15 protein-coding genes are annotated in these 19,118 nt (G+C 74.5%); 8 read left to right on the plus strand and 7 right to left on the minus strand.

Features of this window, described 5'->3' with window-relative positions; genetic code table 11:
- The first annotated feature begins 56 nt into the window (after nucleotides 1-56).
- The 5 genes from ACZ6D7_RS11115 to ACZ6D7_RS11135 all read left to right on the plus strand — a co-directional run bounded on the left by ACZ6D7_RS11115 (nucleotide 57) and on the right by ACZ6D7_RS11135 (nucleotide 5,554).
- Nucleotides 57-1,193, plus strand: a complete 1,137-nt coding sequence (locus ACZ6D7_RS11115; RefSeq protein WP_469487140.1) for a nucleotide disphospho-sugar-binding domain-containing protein — start codon at nucleotides 57-59, stop codon at nucleotides 1,191-1,193.
- 73 nt (nucleotides 1,194-1,266) lie between these two features.
- On the plus strand, nucleotides 1,267-2,250 hold the full coding sequence (gene rfbB, locus ACZ6D7_RS11120) for a dTDP-glucose 4,6-dehydratase (RefSeq protein WP_469487146.1): 984 nt from the start codon (nucleotides 1,267-1,269) through the stop codon (nucleotides 2,248-2,250).
- Nucleotides 2,247-3,131, plus strand: a complete 885-nt coding sequence (gene rfbD, locus ACZ6D7_RS11125) for a dTDP-4-dehydrorhamnose reductase (RefSeq protein ID WP_469487152.1) — start codon at nucleotides 2,247-2,249, stop codon at nucleotides 3,129-3,131. Before rfbB ends, rfbD begins: the two co-directional genes overlap by 4 nt.
- 41 nt (nucleotides 3,132-3,172) lie before the next feature.
- Entirely contained in the window at nucleotides 3,173-4,447 is a 1,275-nt protein-coding gene (locus ACZ6D7_RS11130; protein ID WP_469487157.1) for a methyltransferase domain-containing protein, read from the plus strand.
- 60 nt (nucleotides 4,448-4,507) lie between these two features.
- Nucleotides 4,508-5,554 (plus strand): helix-turn-helix domain-containing protein, encoded by a 1,047-nt coding sequence (locus tag ACZ6D7_RS11135; protein ID WP_469487161.1) that lies wholly within the window; start codon nucleotides 4,508-4,510, stop codon nucleotides 5,552-5,554.
- Between the two features lie 117 nt (nucleotides 5,555-5,671).
- Here ACZ6D7_RS11135 and ACZ6D7_RS11140 read toward each other — a convergent pair whose 3' ends face one another.
- From ACZ6D7_RS11140 to ACZ6D7_RS11170, 7 genes are read right to left on the minus strand one after another with little or no spacing between them, the layout of a single operon-like run.
- Entirely contained in the window at nucleotides 5,672-6,673 is a 1,002-nt protein-coding gene (locus ACZ6D7_RS11140; protein ID WP_469487164.1) for a beta-ketoacyl-ACP synthase III, read from the minus strand.
- Nucleotides 6,670-8,400: a fatty acyl-AMP ligase gene (locus ACZ6D7_RS11145; RefSeq protein ID WP_469487169.1), complete on the minus strand. Its 1,731-nt coding sequence runs from the start codon at nucleotides 8,398-8,400 to the stop codon at nucleotides 6,670-6,672. Before ACZ6D7_RS11145 ends, ACZ6D7_RS11140 begins: the two co-directional genes overlap by 4 nt.
- Before the next feature lie 45 nt (nucleotides 8,401-8,445).
- Complete coding sequence (locus ACZ6D7_RS11150; protein WP_469487171.1) at nucleotides 8,446-10,476, minus strand: anthranilate synthase family protein; 2,031 nt, start codon at nucleotides 10,474-10,476, stop codon at nucleotides 8,446-8,448.
- On the minus strand, nucleotides 10,473-11,201 hold the full coding sequence (locus ACZ6D7_RS11155; RefSeq protein ID WP_469487943.1) for an isochorismatase family protein: 729 nt from the start codon (nucleotides 11,199-11,201) through the stop codon (nucleotides 10,473-10,475). Before ACZ6D7_RS11155 ends, ACZ6D7_RS11150 begins: the two co-directional genes overlap by 4 nt.
- Nucleotide 11,202: 1 nt before the next feature.
- Nucleotides 11,203-11,985: a 2,3-dihydro-2,3-dihydroxybenzoate dehydrogenase gene (locus ACZ6D7_RS11160; protein ID WP_469487177.1), complete on the minus strand. Its 783-nt coding sequence runs from the start codon at nucleotides 11,983-11,985 to the stop codon at nucleotides 11,203-11,205.
- Nucleotides 11,986-12,029: 44 nt separating this feature from the next.
- Nucleotides 12,030-13,202 (minus strand): 3-deoxy-7-phosphoheptulonate synthase, encoded by a 1,173-nt coding sequence (locus ACZ6D7_RS11165; protein WP_469487181.1) that lies wholly within the window; start codon nucleotides 13,200-13,202, stop codon nucleotides 12,030-12,032.
- 43 nt (nucleotides 13,203-13,245) lie between these two features.
- Complete coding sequence (locus tag ACZ6D7_RS11170; protein ID WP_469487185.1) at nucleotides 13,246-14,826, minus strand: carboxylesterase/lipase family protein; 1,581 nt, start codon at nucleotides 14,824-14,826, stop codon at nucleotides 13,246-13,248.
- A 209-nt stretch (nucleotides 14,827-15,035) separates the two neighbouring features.
- Between ACZ6D7_RS11170 and ACZ6D7_RS11175 the strand changes: the two genes are divergently transcribed.
- From ACZ6D7_RS11175 to ACZ6D7_RS11185, 3 genes are read left to right on the plus strand one after another with little or no spacing between them, the layout of a single operon-like run.
- Nucleotides 15,036-15,950, plus strand: a complete 915-nt coding sequence (locus tag ACZ6D7_RS11175; protein ID WP_469487189.1) for an arylamine N-acetyltransferase family protein — start codon at nucleotides 15,036-15,038, stop codon at nucleotides 15,948-15,950.
- A complete protein-coding gene (locus ACZ6D7_RS11180; RefSeq protein ID WP_469487946.1) occupies nucleotides 15,950-17,527 on the plus strand; it encodes a class I adenylate-forming enzyme family protein in 1,578 nt (525 codons plus the stop codon). The genes ACZ6D7_RS11175 and ACZ6D7_RS11180 overlap by 1 nt, the downstream gene beginning before the upstream one ends.
- Nucleotides 17,524-19,083 (plus strand): FAD-dependent oxidoreductase, encoded by a 1,560-nt coding sequence (locus tag ACZ6D7_RS11185; protein WP_469487192.1) that lies wholly within the window; start codon nucleotides 17,524-17,526, stop codon nucleotides 19,081-19,083. Before ACZ6D7_RS11180 ends, ACZ6D7_RS11185 begins: the two co-directional genes overlap by 4 nt.
- Nucleotides 19,084-19,118 lie beyond the last annotated feature (35 nt).

Here is a 19,118-nt window from a genome sequence, read left to right on the forward strand (position 1 = left end):
ATGGACCGGGGCGGTGGAAAACCGGGAAATTGAGGGCCGGAAGGGAGCCGAAAACCATGAGAATCCTCTTTGCCACCACCCCCGGAATCGGCCATTCGTTTCCCGCCGTGCCGCTCGCCTGGGCGCTGCGCCTGGCCGGCCACGAGGTGCTGTTCGCCACCGGCGGCGACGGCCTCGCGGTCCGCAACGCCGGGCTGCACGTCGAGGACGTCTGCCCGGGCGAGACGGTCGTCAGCATGGTCCAGAAGACCTTCGCCGAACGTCCCGACCTGGCCGGGCAGTACGCCGAGGTGGACCACACGTCGTTCGAGTCCACCCAGCGTTTCTACGCGGTCCTGATGAACCGGCAGACCTCGATGATCGACCGGTACGTCGAGGTCGCCGAGGAGTGGAGGCCCGACGCGGTGGTCTTCTCCTCGCTGGGCATCGGCGGTCTGCTCGCCGCCGGCAAGCTCGGCATCCCGGCCTTCGAGCACGGCTACGGCTTCGTCCAGACCGGCCGCTTCACCCGCGACCTGCGGGAGTGGAACGCCGAACTGTTCGAGCGGCACGGCGCCGAGCTGCCGAAGGTGCTGCACACCATCGACGTGGCCCCGCCGAGCGTCTCCGGCAACGCCGAGGGCGGCTGGCCGCTGCGCTACCTGCCGTACAACGGCGGCGGGATCGTGCCCGAGTGGCTGCACGAGAAGTCCGGCCGGCCGCGGATCGCCGTCACCCTGGGTACCACCGCCCCCGGCTTCGGCGGGCTCGGCCCGCTGGACAGGGTCATCGCGCTGGCCGGGGACACGGACGCCGAGTTCGTGCTCGCCCTCGGGGACATCGACACCTCGTCGCTGCCGACGCTGCCGGACAATGTGCGGCTGGCCGGCTGGGTCCCGCTGGGCCTGCTCCTGGAGAGCAGCGCCGGGCTGATCCACCACGGCGGTTCGGGCACCACGCTGGCCGCGCTGGAGGCGGGCGTCCCGCAGATCCTCATGCCGGACGAGGGCGAGCGCGCGGAGAGCGCGGCCCGGGTCGCGGGGCGCGGCGCGGGGCTGAACGTGCGCCACGACGAGATCGCCAAGACGCACCTGGACGCGCTGCTGAACGACGAGTCGCTGAAGCGGTCCGCGGCGGAGGTCCGTACGGAGATCCACGGGCTGCCGCTGCCGGGCGAGGTCGCCGAGCGGATCGTCACCACCGTCCGGGGCTGAGCACGCCGGCTCCCCCCGGAGGAACGAAAACCGACACCCCCGATCCCACCGACCGAGCTGAGAGCGGTAGACCATGCGCATTCTCGTCACGGGCGGCGCGGGCTTCATCGGATCCGAGTTCGTGCGCGGGCTGCTGGCCCGTCGCACGGACCGGGTGACCGTGCTCGACGCGCTGACGTACTCCGGCAACCTCGCCAACCTGGCGCCGGTCGCGAACCTGCCCGGCTTCGACTTCGTCCGGGCGGACATCCGGGACGCCGACGCCGTCGGCCGGGTCATGGCGGGCCATGACGCCGTCGTCCACTTCGCCGCCGAGTCCCATGTCGACCGGTCGATCGCCTCCGCCACGCCGTTCGTCACCACGAACGTGCTGGGCACCCAGGTCCTCCTGGACGCGGCGCTCGCCCACGGCGTCGGACGGTTCGTCCATGTCTCCACGGACGAGGTCTACGGCTCGATCGACGCCGGCGCCTGGTCCGAGGACCAGCCGCTCGACCCCAGTTCGCCCTACTCGGCCTCCAAGGCCGCCTCCGATCTGCTGGCCCTGGCCTACCACCGCACGCACGGCCTGGACGTGGTGGTCACCCGCTGCTCCAACAACTACGGCCCGTACCAGTACTCGGAGAAGCTCATCCCGCTGTTCGTGACCCGGCTGCTGCGCGGCGAACAGGTGCCGCTCTACGGCGACGGCGGCAACGTCCGCGAATGGCTGCACGTCACCGACCACTGCCGGGGCGTCGAACTCGCCCTGGACAAGGGCCGGTCCGGGCAGATCTACCACATCGGCGGCGGCACCGAGCTGACCAACCGTGAGCTGGTCGGCCGGCTGCTCGCGGCCTGCGGGCGGGACTGGGACGCGGTGCGCCGGGTCCCGGACCGCAAGGGCCACGACCGCCGGTACGCCCTCGCGATCGACCGGATCCGCGACGAACTCGGCTACGAGCCCCGGATCCCCTTCGACGAGGGGCTGGCGGGAACCGTCGCCTGGTACCGGGACAACCCCGACTGGTGGCGGCCGCCGGCCGGTGCCGCCGGGGAGCCCCCGGCCGGCGCGTGACCCGCCCCGTGGGCTGGCTGGTCACCGGCGCGGCGGGCATGCTCGGCCGCGAGGTGCTGGCCGTGCTGCGGCACGACCCCACCGCCCGGGTGACCGCCACCACGCGGGCCGCCCTGGACATCACCCGCACCCACGCGGTGCGGGCCGCGGTCCCCGGCCACGACATCGTCCTGAACGCCGCCGCGTGGACGGCCGTCGACCTGGCCGAGACCCATGAGGCCGAGGCCCGCGCGGTCAACGGCGAGGCGGTGGCCGGCCTGGCCGCCGCCTGCGCCGCCGCGGCCGTCCCGCTCATCCATGTCTCCACCGACTACGTCTTCCGCGGCGACGATCCCGCGCCCTACCCGGAGTACGCGGTCACCGCCCCGCTCAACGCCTACGGCCGCAGCAAGCTCGCCGGGGAACGGGCGGTGCTGGAACGGCTGCCCGCGACCGGGTACGTCGTGCGCACCAGCTGGCTCTACGGCGAGCACGGCCGCGACTTCGTCAAACGGGTCGCGCGCCGGGTCGCCGCCGGGGAGACCGTCCGGGTCGTCGACGACCAGCACGGGCAGCCGACCTGGGCCGGGGAGCTGGCCGTACGGCTGGTCGAGCTGGGCCGGCGGGCGCTCGCCCGGCGGGCCCCGGCCGGCATCTACCACGGCTCGGCCGGCGGCCGCACCACCTGGTTCGGGTTCGCCCGCGCCGCCGTGACCCGGCTGGGGCTCGACCCCGGCCTGGTCCAGCCCTGCCGCACCGAGGACTTCCCCACCGCGGCCACCCGGCCCCGGTACGCGGTGCTGGGCCACGACCGCTGGGCGCTGGCCGGCCTGCCGCCGCCCGCGCCCTGGCAGGACATGCTCCGCGAGGCCCTGCCGCTCCCACCGGGGACGGCTCCCTGAGGCCGGCTTCCCCCGCCAACTCCCATGCGAAAGGTACCGACATGAGCCAGGAAACGTTCGATCCGGTGCAGCAGGTCGAGGTGTGCCGGGTGTGCGGCGGATCCGACTGGCAGGAGGTCGTCTCCTTCGGCCCGCTGCCGCTGGCCAACAGCTACCTCGAGCCCGGCGCTCCGCTCGGCGACGAGCCGCGCTACCCGCTCGGCGTCATCTCCTGCCGCTCCTGCCGGCTGCTGACGCTCACCCACACCGTCGACCCCGAGGTGCTGTACCGCACGTACTTCTACGTCACCTCCGACTCCGACACCATCGCCACGCACATGCGCGGGCTCGCCGAGCTGTGCGTGGAGCGGTTCGGGATACCCGAGGGCGGGTTCGTCGTCGAGCTGGGCAGCAACACCGGCCAGCAGCTCGCCGCCTTCCGTGACCTGGGCATGGAGGTGCTGGGCATCGACCCGGCGCGCAGCCTGGCGGCCCTGGCCACCGAGCGCGGCATCGAGACCCTGCCGGACTTCTTCTCCGCCGAGACCGCGGCGCGCGTGGTGAAGGAGTACGGCCGCGCCCGGCTGCTGCTGGGCCGCCATGTCTTCGCGCACATCGACGACGTCGCCGACATCGCCCGCGGCGCCCGCGACCTCCTGGAGCCGTCCGGGGTGTTCGCGATCGAGGTGCCGTACGCGCTGGACATGCTGGAGCACAACGAGTTCGACACGATCTACCACGAGCACCTCTCGTACTACTCCGTCTCCACCCTGTCGACGCTGTTCGCCCGGCACGGGATGCGGGTCGTGGACGTGGAGCGGGCGGCCGTGCACGGCGGGTCGATCATCGTCTTCGTCAGCCGCGAGGACGCGCCCTGGCAGCCGCGTCCCGTGGTCGCCGAACTCCAGGAGCTGGAGCGCGCCTCGGGCTTCTTCGAGGACGCCACCTACGACACGTTCGCGCGGCGCGTGGACCACGTCCGGGAGACCCTGGCGCCGCTGGTGCGGGGGCTGGTCGCGGACGGCAAGCGGATCGCCGGCTACGGCGCGCCGGCCAAGGGCAACACCCTGCTCGGGGTGAGCGGGCTGAACGCCCAGGACCTGGAGTTCTGCATCGACACCACCGACCTGAAGCAGGGCCGGCTCCAGCCCGGCTCGCACATCCCGATCACGTCGCCCGAGCACGGGGCGCAGAACCCGCCGGACTACTACCTGCTGCTGGCCTGGAACTACGCCAAGGAGATCCTCGGCAAGGAGCGGGCGTTCCTGGAGAACGGCGGCCGGTTCATCGTGCCGGTGCCGCGGCCGCGGATCGTGTCCTCGGTGGAAGAGCTGTGAGGTGACGAAGAACCGGTGCGTCCGGCGCCGCCGGTGGGCGGCGGAGCTAGCCTCCGAAGCGTGATCGCCACCACCGAACTGCGAACGGACGCACCGGACCTGGGGTCCGTGCTGCGGGACCTGCGGCGCCGGCGAGGGCTGAGCCAGCTGGACCTCGCCGCCGCCGCGGACGTCTCCGCCCGGCATCTGAGCTTCGTGGAGAACGGGCGCTCCCGGCCGGGACGTGAGCTGCTGCTGCGGCTCGCCGACCGGCTGGACGCGGACACCGCCCAGCGCGACACGCTCCTGGTCGCCGCCGGGCACGCGCCGCTGCGGCCGGGCGGGACGGGAGCGGTCGTCGACGGCATCGGCGGCGTCTTCGGCCGGCCGGGCGGACCGTCCCGCCCGCAGCCGGCCGTGGAGGCGGGGCGGCGGGCGCTGGCCTCGGCCGGTGCGCCGGAGGTGGACACGGTGGTCGTCGCCACCGCCACGCCGGGGCGTCCCGGGCAGGCCTCGGCGCCCGAGGTCGCCGACCGGCTCGGCCTCGGGGACGCCGCCGCGTTCGATCTCGCGACCGTGTGCGGCGGCTTTCTGTACGGGCTCGCCAACGCGGCGGGGCTGGTCGCCTCCGGTGCGTCGGAGCGGGTGCTGCTGATCGCCTCCGACGCGGGGACGGCGGAACCGTGTCCGCCGTGGACCACGGCGGCGCGGCAGTGGCTGGGCGGGGCGGGCGCGGTGGTGGTGCGGGCCGGGTCCGCCGACGAGCCTGGGGCGCTGGGCAGAGTGGTGCTCGGGACCGACGCGCGGCGGGGCGGTGAGGAACGGCTGTACGCGGCGAGCTGGCGCGCGCTGGAGGCCGTCGGGTGGACCGCGGGGGACATCGACCGGCTCGCGGCGGACCCGGGGGATCCGGCGGCGGTGCGTTCGCTGGAGGGGCGGCTGGAGCTGTCCGTGGAACGGCGCCTCGGGGTGTCCGGGGGGCTTCCTCTGTCGCTGGCGCGGGCCGCGCAGGACGGGGTTCTCGCCGCGGGGCATCGGGTGCTGCTCGCCGCCCACGAGGGGAACCGGACCTGGGCGGCGGCGGCGCTTGTCTGGCCTCGTCTGCGGGTGCGGGTGGGCGGGGGCTGATCGCGCCCGCGCGGCGCGGCCTGCCGCGGTGGACACAGCCCCGCGCCCCTGAGTCGTTCCACTCCCCCTGACAGAGATGTGCCCCTTGGCCCGTGCGGGCGAAGGGGCACATCGCTGTCAGGGAAGTTCCACCACCTGGGCCGCGTACAGCAGGCCCGCCCCGAAGCCGACCAGCAGGGCGCGGCTGCCCGTCGGGAGGTCGCCCAGGGAGAGGACCGTCTCCATGGCCATGGGGATCGACGCGGCCGAGGTGTTGCCGAGGGTGGTGATCTCCCGGGCGATCACCACGTCCTCCGGAAGGTCCAGGTCCTTCGCCAGGCCGTCGATGATGCGGGCGTTGGCCTGGTGGGGGATGAAGGCGGCGAGGTCCTGCGGGGTGACGCCGGCCAGGTCCAGGGCGCGGCGGGCCGTGTGCGGGACGGTGTGGACGGCCCAGCGGAAGACCTCGGGGCCCGCCATCCGCATCGTCGGCCAGGGGTGCGGCGCGTCGCGGAGTGCCAGCCAGGAGCGGTTGTGGGCGAGCAGGCCGGCCTTCTCGCCGTCCGAGCCCCAGGCCACCGGGCCGATGCCGGGCCGGTCGGAGCGGCCCACGACCACCGCTCCGGCGCCGTCCCCGAAGAGGAACGCGGTGCCGCGGTCCTCGGGGTCGATGATGTCGCTCATCCGTTCCGAGCCGACGACCAGGACGTGCCGGGCCGAACCGGAGCGGACCAGGGAGTCGGCCACGCCCAGGGTGTAGGAGAAGCCGGCGCAGGCCGCGCCGGTGTCCAGCGCGCCGGCCGAACGGGCCCCGACGAGATGGGCGATCCGGGGTGCGGTGGGCGGGGACTGCTGGAGGTCGGACATCGAGGCCAGGAGGACCATGTCGACGGCCTCCGGGGCGACGCCGGCGGAGGCGAGCGCCTTGAGGGACGCCTCGACCGCCATGGTCACGATGGTCTCGTCGGGGCCCGCGTGCCGTCGGCTGCGGATGCCGGTGCGCCGGGTGATCCACGCGTCGCTGGAGTCGATCCGGGCGGCGATCTCGGCGTTGCCCACCACCCGGGTCGGCCGGTAGGAGCCGACGCCCAGGATCCGGGCGCCGGGGCTGGTGGCCGGGGCGCGCAGCGGCCGGGTCATGACGCCCGCCCCACGGCCGGACTGAGGGTGCCCTCCAGGTACCGGGCGCGGCAGGCGCGGCGCTGCACCTTCCCGCTGGAGGTCTTGGGCAGCGAGCCACGCCGTACGACGACCACGTCGTCGACGTGCAGCCGCTGGCCCTCGTGCACGGCCTCCCGGATGCGCCGGCTGAGGGTGGGCCCGTCGGTGGCGCGCAGCACGCGGCCGTCGGCCTCGACGACCACGACGAGGCGTTCGTTGGTGCCGTCGTCCACGGAGAACGCGGCGGAGCAGTTGGGGTGCAGTCCGTCGTCGGTGCCCTCCACCTGGACCTCGATGTCCTGGGGGTAGAAGTTGCGGCCCTTGCGGATGATGACGTCCTTGAGCCGTCCGGTGACGAAGAGTTCGCCGCGGTGGAGGAAGCCGAGGTCGCCGGTGCGCAGATGCGGTCCGGCCTGCTCGTCGCCCGCTATCCGGCCGTCGAAGACCTCGGCGGTCTCGTCGGGACGCTGGTGGTAGCCGCCGGCGACGCCGGGTCCGCTGAGCCAGATCTCGCCGACCTCCAGCTCGGCGCGTTCGCGGCGGGTGGCCGGGTCGACGATGCGCAGGCTCGCGTCGAGCACGGTGACGCCCACGCCCACGAGCGGCTGGGCGGCCTCGCCGGGTGCGGCGATCCGTACGGTGTCCTCGCGCAGCGCGTCGGGGTCGACCCGCAGGACGGTGGGCAGGTCGCCGGGGCGGCTGCCGGTGGCCTTGAGGGTGTTCTCGGCGAGGCCGTACGCGGGGCACATGGCCTGGGGCCTGAGGCCGGCGGCGGCGAAGGCGCGGGTGAAGTCCTCGACGACCGGCCAGCGGACCGGTTCGGCCCCGTTGACGGCGATCCGCCAGGACGACAGGTCGAGCGCCGGGTCCACGCCGGTGCGGGCGGCCTCGCGGACGCACATCTCGTAGGCGAAGCTGGGCGCGGCGGCGTGGGTGCCGCGGTACCGGGACAGGGCCTCCAGCCAGCGCATCGGGCGGCGGACGAAGGCGTCCGGGGCCATCAGGTAGGAGGGGCGGCCCGTCCACACCGGCATGATGATCCCGAAGAGCATGCCCATGTCGTGGAAGTGGGGCAGCCAGGACACGAACACACCGTCGGGGTCGGTCGGCCAGAGCGCGTCGGTCTCCAGCACGTTGTGCACGAAGTTGGCGTGGCTGACGACCACGCCCTTGGGGTCGCCGGTGGAGCCGGAGGTGTACTGGAGGAGCGCGGTGTCCCCCGGCCCCGGCGCGGGGGCCTCCCCGGTGGCGGTGGCCGCGGGGAGGTCGTCGGTGGCGATCAGGGTGAGGCCGGCCAGGTGGGGCGAGTCGCCGAACCGGGCCAGCAGGTCGTCGCGGACCTCCTTGCAGGTGAGGATCGTGGTGGTGCCGGCGTCGTCGGCGATCCGGCGCAGCCGCTCCAGTCCGCGTTCCCGGCTCGGCACCTGGACGGGGGCGGCGGCGACCCGGGCGTACATGCAGCCGAAGAGGGTGCGGACGAACTCCAGGCCCGCCGGGTGGATCAGGATCACCGAGGTGCCTTCCAGGCCGGCGGCGCGCAGGGCGGCGGCCCGGTCCTCGGCGTCCTCGTCCAGGCGGCGGTAGGTGAGGCTGTCGCCGGGTTCCTCGCCGGCCGTCAGGAAGACGAAGGCGGGGTGGCCCGGCTGCTCCTGGGCGCGCCGGCGCAGCACGTCCGGCAGGGTGCGGAGGCTGTCAACGGATGTCATCTGAGGTCAACTCCCCGGTGGATACGGAATCTTCATGGGGCTCGCTCACAGCAGCCCGCGCAACAGCGACTCGAAGACGTGGGGGCCGTGCTCGGTGAGCACGGACTCCGCGTGGAACTGGAGGGAGGCGAAGTGGGGGCCGCGCAGGGCGTGCACCTCGTCGCCGTCCGGGTCGCGGCAGACCTCCACGGCGCCGACGCCCTCGACCTCGGCCTTGTCCTGGGGGCTGCGCGCGGCGAACGTGTTGTAGAAGCCGACGCGTTCGACGGTGCCGAACAGGTCGATCTCGCGCTGCACGCCCTGGTTGGGGGTGGCGCGGCGGGCCAGGTCGAGGCCGAGCCGCAGGCTGAGCACCTGGTGGCTGAGGCAGACGGCGAGGAACGGCAGGCCCCGCTCCAGCAGCCGGGCGACGGCGGCGTGCAGATGCGCGATGCGCGGGTCGCCGGTGTCGCGCGGGTCGCCGGGGCCCGGGCCGAGGACGACGAGGTCCCAGCCGTCGAGGTCGTAGGCCTCGTCGAACCGCCGGACCGTCACCTCGAGCCCCAGGGCGGCGAGCTGTCCGCACATCATCGCGGTGAAGGTGTCCTCGGCGTCCACCATCAGCACCCGCCGCCCGTCCAGTCCGGGCACGGCGGCCCGGCTCCGCCGCTCGGGCGCGTCCAGCCAGAACCCGGAGATCCGGTCGTTGCGGCCCTCCAGCGCCCGGCGGACGAGAGGATGCCCGTCGAAGCCCCCGGCCCGCATGCCGCTGCTCTGTTCGACGACGGCATCCGATCCGGGGTGGGGCTGCACGGGCGACGCGGAGCCATCGGCCGTTCCGGGCCCGTCGGCCGCTCTCGGCGCGCGCGGCGCCGTCGGTCGGGCCTGACCGGCCGTGCCGGACCCGGCGTCGGCCGGGCCGCGCAGGGCCGTCAGAAGGCCCTCCGCCTTCGCCGCCGTCTCGGCGACCTCGGATGCCGGGTCGGAGTGACGGACGAGGGTGGCGCCGACGCCGATCCGGAGGCGGCCGGCGGGGTCGATGTCGGCGGTGCGGATGAGGATGGCCGAGTCCAGGGCGGGGGCGCCGTGTTCGTCGCGGCCGAGGAGGGCGGCGACGCCGCTGTAGTAGCCCCGGCCCCGGGTCTCGTAGCGGCCGATGACCCGGCAGGCGCTCTCCAGGGGGCTGCCGGTGACCGTCGGGGCGAACAGGGTCTCGCGCAGGATGTCGCGCGGGTCGCGGGTGCTGCGGCCGGTGATGACGTACTCGGTGTGCGCGAGCCGGGCCATCTCCTTCAGCCGGGGGCCGACCACCCGGCCGCCGTCGGCGCAGATCCGGGCCATCATCTTCAGTTCCTCGTCGACGACCATGTACAGCTCGTCGGTCTCCTTGCGGTCGGCGAGGAAGTCGAGGACGCCGTCGAGGGTGGGCCCGCCGGGCGGATAGCGGTAGGTGCCGCTGATCGGGTTCATCACGGCGGTGCCGTGGTGCAGGCTGACGTGCCGTTCGGGGGTGGCGCCGACCAGGGTGCGCTCGCCGGTGTGCACGAGGAACGTCCAGTACGCGCCCGACTCGGCGCGCGCCAGGCGCCGGAAGAAGCCGAGGGCGACCTCGGGGCCGTAGTCGCCGATGTCGGCGACGAAGGAGCGCCGGATGACGAAGTTGGCGCCCTCGCCCCGGCCGATCTCGTCGCGCACCACGCGGCGGACGATGTCGGCGTACGCGTCGTCGGGCACGTCGAAGTGGCCGTCGGAGAGCCGGATGGCGGGCGCCGGGAGCCGGTCCAGGGCCGCGTCCAGGGGCAGGGAGGTCTGGCGTTCGGCGCGCAGCGCGAGCAGCGGGGTGCCGTCGTCGGTGCAGGCGAAACCGCGTTCGGCGAGCTGCCGGTAGGGCACGAGGGCCAGCACGTCGTGACGCGGGCCGTTCGCCGGGCCGTGTTCGCCGGGGGCCGGCAGGGGCAGCTCGGCGAGCGTGTCCGGGGTGCCGACCGGGCCGGCCAGCACCTCCAGCCGGCCCGGGGCGCGCTCGGGGCGGTGCAGGAGCGCGTAGGCGGGGACGCGCCCGGCGAGGACGTCGTCGAAGAGCGGGTCGGGAGTCACACCACCACCCACTCCGGGTGGGCCGCCGTGCGGTGCCAGCGGACCGCGTCGGCGGGCACCGCCAGTTCCAGGGCGTCGACGAGGCCGTCGGTGTCGGTGACGACCGCGCAGCGGCCGGCCGCGTACCGCAGGGCCAGCTGGTGGTGGTCGCGGCTGAAGTCGGCGACGGCGTCGGCGACCAGGAAGGTCTCGATGTCGTTGCTGAACGCCTCGACGGCCGTCATCAGCACGCCGACATGCGCGTAGACCCCGCACACGATCAGCTGGTCGCGGCCCGCCTCCCGCATCCGGCCGAGCAGCCCGGAGTGGTGGAAGGCGCTGTAGCGCCACTTGGTCAGCAGCCAGTCCCCGTCGGCGGGGGCGAGGGCGTCGACGACCCTGCGGTCGGCGTCCGCGGCCCGCATGCCGGGGCCCCAGATGTCCTTGAGCAGTCCGCGCTGCTCCTCGGTCATCGAGCCGGGCTGCGCGGTGTAGGCGACCGGCATGCCGAGGTCGGCGCAGCGCTCCCGCAGCCGGACGGCGTTGCGCAGCACGGTGTCGCGGGGGCGGGCGGGCAGCGGGCGCAGGAAGTAGCGCTGCATGTCGTGGACGAGGAGGACGGCCCGGCGCGGGTCCGGGGACCAGGGGGCCACGGCGGCCGGCAGCTCGTCGCCGGCCGGGGGGTCGTAGGGCTCGATGGGGGGTATTCCGGCGGTGAACTCGGTCACCTGTTCGCTGGACACCATGTCAGACACCGAGTCCGGCACCTCCGTCCACGGTCAGTTCGTGCAGGGTGATGTGGGCCGCGCGCTCGGACAGCAGGAAGTCGACGGCGTCGGCGACGTGTTCGGGGCGGGCGATCCGGCCGAGCGGGATGCCGACGCGGAACGCCTCGGGGCGGCCCTCGACGGTGCCCCGGGGCCCGGAGTCGTCCGTCCACATGGAGCTGAGCATCGGGGTGTCGGTGGAGCCGGGCGCCACGATGTTGCAGCGCACCCCGTACCGGGCGACCTCCAGGCCGAGGCTCTTGGTGAACATGGTCGCGGCGGCCTTGGAGGCGGCGTACGCGGCCATCTCGGTGCGCGGGGTACCGGCCGCGTTGGAGGCGACGGTGACGATGGCGCCCCGGCGGCGCTCGATCATGGGGCGGACGGCCGCCCGGGACATCAGGAAGACGCCGGTGGCGTTGACGGCGAGGGTGTCGTGCCAGTCCTCGGTGCGGTAGCCGCTGACCTCGCCGAGCCGCAGCACGCCGGCCGCGTTGACGAGGAACTCCACGGGGCCGAGGGCGCGTTCGACGGCGGCCACGACCTCCTCGGCGGCGCCGGTGCCGGTGACGTCGGCGGGGAACGCGGTGACCGGCAGCCCGTCGGCGGTGAGTTTCTCCACCGCCTCGGTGAGGCGGGCGGCGTCCCGGTCGACGGCGGCGACGGCCAGGCCGCGGGCGGCGAGGGTGCGGGCGACCTCGGCTCCGATGCCGCCCGCCGCCCCGGTGACGATCGCGGCGCGGGGATACGTCTGTGGGTCCATGGGGTTCCTTCCTCGGGGACGACGGGCTCCTCGGGGCCGCGGTGTCAGCCCGTCCACGCGGACAGCACCTCGACCGCCTGCTCGGGAGTGAGCCGCGGGTCGCAGAACGTCGTGTACTTGTCGCCGACCCGGTCGAGGGCGCTCGCGTCGGCGACGCACTCGGTGACCTCGTCGGGGGTGGTCTCCAGATGGACCCCGCCGACGACGCCCCCGGCGGAGCGCACCGCCTCCTGGAAGCCCTCCAGTTCGCGGCGGATGGTCTCCACGAACCGGGTCTTGAGGCCGTCGGCCGCGGTCACCGTGTTGCCGTGCATGGGGTCGCTCAGCCAGATCACCGGGTGCCGGGCGGCGCGGACGGCGGCCACCAGCGCCGGCAGCCGGTCGGCGACGAGCCCGGCGCCCATGCGGGCGATCAGGGTGAGCCGTCCGGGGGTGCGGTCGGGGTCGAGGACCTCGCACAGCCGCAGCAGCTCGTCCGGGGTCATGGTGGGGCCGACCTTGCAGGCGACCGGGTTGCTGACCCGGGCCAGCAGGGCGACATGGGCGCCGTCCACCTGGCGGGTGCGTTCCCCGATCCAGGGCCAGTGGGTGGAGGTGAGGACGAGCCGACCGGTCTGGTCGCGGCGCAGCAGCGGGAGTTCGTAGTCGAGGACGAGGGCCTCGTGGCTGGTCCAGACGGGGGTGTCGATGCGCAGCCGTTCGGCGGGCAGGTACCAGTCGAGGTTGTTCACCGCGTCGCGGGCCGCCTGGTAGCAGGTGAGCAGCCGGCGCGGGTCGGGGCGGCGGCTCGCGGCGTCCGGCTCGGGCCCGTTGACCAGGTGGCCCCGGTAGACGGGGAGGGTGCGGCCGCCGACGTGTTCGGTGTCGTTGGAGCGGGGCTTGGCGAACTGTCCGGCGATCCGGCCGACCCGCAGCACCGGCCGGCGGCTCGCCATCCGCATGGTGCCGGCCAGCAGGTCGAGCACGGCGGCCTTGGCGGCGATGTAGCCGCCGGTGCACTCGGCGGGGTCCTCGGCACAGTCCCCGGCCTGGACCACGTGGGCCTCGCCCGCGGCGACCTGGGCGAGCTGGCCGCGCAGGAACCGGACGTCGGCGGCGTTGACGACGGCGGGCCGGCCGGCCAGGTCGTCGGTCACCCGGCGCAGCACGGCCGGGTCGTCCCACCGGGGCTGCTGGCGGGCCGGACGCGAGCGGATGAGACGCGGAACGTTGTCCACAGCTTTTCTCCCTACGAAGGCGCGGGTGCCGGTTGCCGGTCGGTCAGGGCTGGAGGTGGCGGCCCGGCCCGTCCCAGAACCGCAGCCGGCGGCGCCCCGGGGTGTGGGCGAGGCGCGCCGGGCCGGGCCCGCCGAGGACGAGGGTGGTGGGGTCCTGCGGCGCGTGGACGGGCCAGTCGGGGACGCCGGGGGCGGTGGGCGCGAGGCCGCGCACGAACGAGGTGACGAGGTCGGCGAAGGTGCCGGAGATCCGCCGCTCCAGCGGTCCGTCCCCGAACTGGGCCACGTTTAGGGGGTGGGCGTGGGAGCCGAACAGGAACTTGGACGTGGCGTCGTGCGGGGTGCCGAAGTGCGGGGGGCGGACCGGGTGGGCGAACTCCATGACGTACTGGGGGGTGCGGCCCTCGCGGGCGTGCCGGTCGGCCTGGCGGACGATCGGGGCGCGGAAAAGGGCGTCGCCCCAGATCTCGGTCCACAGGGTGCGCGGGTCGGCGGGCGTCCCGTCGGCCGCGGCGGCCTCGCGGTAGGCGCGCACGCATTCCTCGGCGAGGCCGTCGGGCACCTTCGCGGCGCACTTCAGGAGCACGTCGTGGACGGCGGCGCGCAGTCCGGCGTCGTCGGTGGGCGCGGGCGGGGCGGGCGGGAAGGACGGGGAGAGCGGGTCCGTGAAGAAGGAGCCCTCGGTGCGGTTGTGGACGCTCATGACCGGGACTGCCGGCACGGACGGCAGCCCGGCGGGGAGCGTCACGCCGTCGAGGACGGGCCCGCGGTACTCGCGCCCCGAGGCGACCGGCCGCAGTGCCGGCGGCGGGGCGAAGAAGTCCCCCCACGCCCGGTGCAGCCGGTCGGCCGGTACCTCGCGCAGGCCGGGGACGGTGGTGCCGCACTCCTTGGCGAGCGTCTCGTACACGGTGCGGGCGTCGTCGGGGGTGAGGGCGCAGGCGGGCGCCGACACGGGCGGGGCGCTGATCGCGATCAGCCGGGTGATCAGGCCGGCGCTCTCCGGGTGGGTCGCGAGCAGCCGGGCGGTGGCCGCGCCGGCGGAGGTGCCGCACAGGGTGACGGCGTCCGGGTCGCCGCCGAAGGCCTCCGCGTTCTCCCGCACCCAGCGCAGCAGCGCGGACTGGTCCTGGAGGCCCCAGTTGGCGCATAGCCCCGTCTCCGGGTCGGCGAGGTCGTCGTGCAGGCCCCAGCCGAACACACCCAGCCGGTAGTTGAAGTTGACGACGACGATGTCGCCGCGCGCGGCCGGCGCCGCACCGTCGAAGGTGGGCACGCTGCCGGCGCCGACCGCCCAGCCGCCGCCGTGGACGTACACCATGACGGGGCGGCGCCCGGCGGTGTCGGGGGTCCACACGTTGGCGTACAGGGCGTCCTCGGCGCTCTCGGGGCGGCCCGACTGGACGAAGGGCGCGGCGAACCGGGTGGCGTCGCGGACGTCCCGCCAGGGCCGGGGCGGGCGCGGCGAGGCGAAGCGCAGCGGGCCCACGGGCGGCTCGGCGTAGGGGACCCCGCGGAACACGGCCAGGGTGCGGCCGTGGTGTTCCTCCAGGGTCCCGCGCAGCGCACCGGCGGTGGTGCGCACGACGGGTCCGGCGGGGTGCGGTGATACGCCTGTGGTCATCGTGGGTGCAGCTCCTTGGCAGGGGGAGAGGCGCTGGCCGATCCTGTGCCGAGGGCGGCGGGGTGACCAATGCGACGCTGTGAATTCCGTCAAGTGACCGGGAAATCCGTCAGGTCCTCCGAGTGACCTGACACATTCGCGGATTCGACCTGACGGAATGCGCGGGCGTCCGTTGCCGGGCGGGCCCGGCGGTCCCCAGGATCCGGCGCATGGCTATGGAAAAAGGCGCGCTCTCACCGGTGGGGCAGCAGACGGTCCGGCCCGATCCGCAATGGGGCGGGGATCGCCTCGATCTGGATGCCTATCTGCGCCGTACCGGGTACGACGGTCCGCTCGACACCTCGGTGGAGACCCTCTTCGCGCTGCACCGGGCGCACAAGGAGTCCATCGCCTTCGAGAACCTCGACGTGGCGCTGGGCCGGGGCGTCTCCCTCGACCTGGGCGACGTCCAGCGCAAGCTGGTGGACGGCGGGCGCGGCGGCTACTGCTTCGAGCACAACCTGCTCCTCGCGGCCGTGCTGGAGCGGCTCGGTTTCCCGGTGACCCGGCTGCTGGCCCGGGTCCGCAACGGGCGCCGGCTGACCCGCTACCGCGCGCACACCGTGCTGGTCGTCTCGGCCGGCCTCGAACTGTGGGCGGTGGACGCCGGGTTCGGTGCCGAGGGGCTGATCGAGCCCGTGCGGCTCGGCGCGGGCGAGGTGGCGAAGGTGGGCGCCTGGAGCTGGCGGGTGATCCGCGAGCAGGACCAGTGGGTGCTCCAGACCCTGCACGAGGACGGCTGGTTCGACCTGTACACCTTCCGCGTGGAGCGCCATTTCGCCGTCGACTTCGAGGTGTCCAACTACTACACGGCCCACCACGAGCGCTCCACGTTCACCGGCAAGGTGATCGCGATGCGCGGTACCGAGGACGTCCAGCAGACGCTGGTCGACCGGGAGCTGACGACCCGTTACGGCGACGGCCGCACCGAGCGGACCGCGCTGTCCCGCGACGCGGTGGTGGACCTGCTGCGCGAGACGTTCGCCGTGCGGCTGACCGACCGGGACGCCCGGCTGCTGCGGCAGCGCCTGGCGGCCCTCGCGCCGGCCCCGCAGGACCCGATCCCCACTCCCCAGGAGGCATGATGCTGCTCCATCTTCCGGCCAGCAGGCGCCCGTTGCGGCTCGGCATGATCCCCGAGGAAGCCGCGGCCCGGCATCCGCACGTGCCGTTCACGCTGGACCACGACCTGGACGCGGCGCCCGAGGCGGGGCGGACGCTGACCGTGGCGCGGCTCGCCGACCTGGTGGACGACATGGCCGCCCGGCTGTGGGCGGCCGGGGTGCGGGCGGGCGAGCACCTCGCGCTGTACAAGGCCCACAACTTCGACATCTGGGTGCTGGCGTGCGCGGCGTCCCGGCTGGGCGCGGTGCCGGTGCTGCTGTCGCCGGCCCTGGACGGGCCCACCGTGGGCGCGCTGCTGGACCGGCTGGAGCAGCCGCACCTGCTGACCGACGAGGGCAAGCTGGCGGACGAGCTGGCCGGCCTGGACCTGGCGAAGGCGGCGGCCACGGTCGTCGTACCGCGCGGGGAGCGGGCGGGCACGGTGTCCCTGGAGTCGCTGGCGGGTTCGCCGCGCCGGGAGCCGGTGCTGCTGGACGGCGACCACCCGGCGCTGATGACGCACACCTCGGGCACCACCGGCATCCCCAAGCTGGTGGTCCACACGGCGCTGTCGCTGCGCGGCCGCTACCGCCCGCAGGAGTACCTGGTGAGTCTGATCCGCCGCAAGGAGACGTACGCGATCCACGTCTCGTTCGTGCACTCGCGGATGTACATGGCGCTGGCGGTGATGCTGGAGCACGGGATGCCGGTGGTGGTGATCGACCGCGGCGCGCCCGAGGAGGTGGCCCCGCTGCTGGCCCGGACCCGGCCGGGCATCGTGGAGACGCATCCCAACTCCTATGTGGAGTGGGCCGACCTGGCGGACCATCCGCTGCGGCCGCTGGCCAACGTGCGGTTCTTCAGCGGGACGTTCGACGCGATCCATCCGCCCACCATCCACAAGCTGCTGTCGGCGTCGAGGCGTTCGCGTCCGCTGTTCTTCCAGTTCTACGGGCAGAGCGAGTGCGGTCCGCTGGTGGCCCGCTGGTACACCCGCAAGAACGCGTACAAGGCGAACGGCCGCTGCCTGGGCTATCCGCTGCCCGGCATGACCCATGTCCGGGTGGTGCCGCGTGAGGGCCGGCGGCCGACGAAGAAGACCCCAGGGTTCATCGAGGTGCTCAGCGACGGCCGGGCGGTGGACTACTACGCGGAGGGCGAGCGCTACCGCAAGGAGCTGAACGGCGACTGGTGGCGCACCGGTGACGTCGGCTACCGCGACCGCTGGGGCCGGGTGCACGTGCTGGACCGCGCGGTGGACGTGATCCCGAACGTGGACAGCACCCTGGAGGTGGAGGACGCCGTGCTGGGCCGGCTGGAGGAGCTGCTGGAGCTGGTCCTCGTGCCGGGCCCGGCCCAGGAGCCGCTGCCGGTGGTGTGCACCAAGGGCGACGTGCCGCTGGACCCGGTCCGCTGGCGGCGCGCGGTGGTGGACTTCCCGCAGCTCGCCGACCCGGTGCAGATGCCGCTGTCGGAGCTGCCGCGCACGGCGACGATGAAGGTGCAGCGGATCGAACTGGCCCGCCGGCTCCGGGAACGCCTGGAGCAGGCCGGATGAGCGAGCGGGCCGACGTACTGGTCGTGGGCGCCGGTCCGACGGGGCTGTTCACGGCGTGCGAGCTGCTGCGGCGGGGGGTGGGTGTCCGGCTGATCGACCGGGCCGACGGGCCCTCGACCACGCCGAAGGCGCTCGCCCTGTGGCCGCGCGCCCTCGACCTCCTCGACGACCTTGGCGTGGGGGGCGCGCTGCGCGCGGCGGCGCTCCCCGTCACCGGCTTCGACTACTTCTCCGGCGGCACCCCGCTGGCGTCGTTCACCATCCCCGAGGAGCTGCGGCCGGTGCATCTGCCGCAGTACGAGACGGAACGGCTGCTGACCGCGCGGCTGCACGAGCTGGGCGGGAAGATCGAGCGCGGGACGCGGCTGCTGGCCTTCGACGACGTGGACTACGGCGGCCGGATCGACGCGACCGACGGGGTGACCGCGGTGGTGGAGCACGGGGACGCCGGGGTGCGGCGGGTGCGGGCCTCGTTCGTGGTGGGCGCGGACGGCGCGTCGAGCGCGGTGCGCGGGGCGCTGGGCATCGGTTTCCAGGGCACCACGTATCCGCTGTCGTTCGCGCTGATCGACGCCCGGGTGGCGGGCGAGCTGCCGGCCGGGCGGCTGCTGTACTACCAGGCCGCGTCCGGCACCCTGATGATCGCGCCGCTGCCCGGCGGGGTGTTCCGGATCCTCGCCGTGCTGCCCGAGGGCGGGGAGCGGGTGACCGTGGAGTCGATGCAGCGGCTCCTGGACGAGCGCGGGCCGGGCGGGGTCGTCATCACCGAGGCGGTGTGGCGGACGGTGTACCGGGTGCACGCGCGCACCGCGTCCGAGTACCGGCGGGGGCGGGTGTTCCTGGCCGGGGACAGCGCGCACGTGCACAGCCCGGCGGGCGGGCAGGGCATGAACAACGGTCTCCAGGACGGTTTCCAGCTGGCCTGGAAGCTGGCCGCCGTGCTCGGCGGGGACTCCCCCGTGTCGCTGCTGGAGGACTACACGGCGGAGCGGTCCGAGGCCACGGACCGGATCGTCGCCGACACCGACCGGCAGACCCGGGCCTGGATGGCGCGCACCCGGACGCGGATCGCGGTCCGGGACACGCTGTTCCGGGCGGCGGACCGCTCGGGGCTCGTCCCGGACCGGGTCTTCCCGGTGATGGCGGGCCGCCGGGTGCGCTACACGCCCGTGCGGCCCACCCAGGAGCCCTCGGGCCGCCCCCGCTGCCGGCTCCTCGGCCGCGTCCCCGGCCGGCTGCGCACCGGCATGGTCTTCCCCCGCGAACTGGCGGTCCGGTACGGCATGACGGGCTCCGCACCGGCCGGCTGGACCCTTGCCGTCCAGCCGTCGAGCCCGTACGGCGCCCTCCCCGAGCTGGCCGCGCGGGCGCTGGATCCCTGGCCGGGGGTGCGGCAGGTCGTCCTGCACCCGTTCGACGCCGTCCCGCTCACCGGGTGCGCCGAGGCGGGCTACTACCTGGTGCGGCCGGACGGGCACATCGCGGCGCACGGCCACGAGAGGGACCTCGGCCGGCTGCGCGCCGAGCTGACCCGGGTGCTGCATCCGCGCGGCTGAGCGCCCCGGACACGGACGGGCCCCCTCGCGACACC

This window comes from Streptomyces sp. NPDC041784 (assembly GCF_055591025.1).

Coding starts and splice junctions, on each gene's coding strand:
- ACZ6D7_RS11115 (WP_469487140.1), top strand. CDS start 57: ATGAGAATCCTCTTTGCCACCACCCCCGGAATCGGCCATTCGTTTCCC.
- rfbB (WP_469487146.1), top strand. CDS start 1,267: ATGCGCATTCTCGTCACGGGCGGCGCGGGCTTCATCGGATCCGAGTTC.
- ACZ6D7_RS11130 (WP_469487157.1), top strand. CDS start 3,173: ATGAGCCAGGAAACGTTCGATCCGGTGCAGCAGGTCGAGGTGTGCCGG.
- ACZ6D7_RS11140 (WP_469487164.1), bottom strand. CDS start 6,673: ATGACCCGGCCGCTGCGCGCCCCGGCCACCAGCCCCGGCGCCCGGATC.
- ACZ6D7_RS11145 (WP_469487169.1), bottom strand. CDS start 8,400: ATGACATCCGTTGACAGCCTCCGCACCCTGCCGGACGTGCTGCGCCGG.
- ACZ6D7_RS11155 (WP_469487943.1), bottom strand. CDS start 11,201: ATGGTGTCCAGCGAACAGGTGACCGAGTTCACCGCCGGAATACCCCCC.
- ACZ6D7_RS11160 (WP_469487177.1), bottom strand. CDS start 11,985: ATGGACCCACAGACGTATCCCCGCGCCGCGATCGTCACCGGGGCGGCG.
- ACZ6D7_RS11170 (WP_469487185.1), bottom strand. CDS start 14,826: ATGACCACAGGCGTATCACCGCACCCCGCCGGACCCGTCGTGCGCACC.
- ACZ6D7_RS11175 (WP_469487189.1), top strand. CDS start 15,036: ATGGCTATGGAAAAAGGCGCGCTCTCACCGGTGGGGCAGCAGACGGTC.
- ACZ6D7_RS11180 (WP_469487946.1), top strand. CDS start 15,950: ATGCTGCTCCATCTTCCGGCCAGCAGGCGCCCGTTGCGGCTCGGCATG.
- ACZ6D7_RS11185 (WP_469487192.1), top strand. CDS start 17,524: ATGAGCGAGCGGGCCGACGTACTGGTCGTGGGCGCCGGTCCGACGGGG.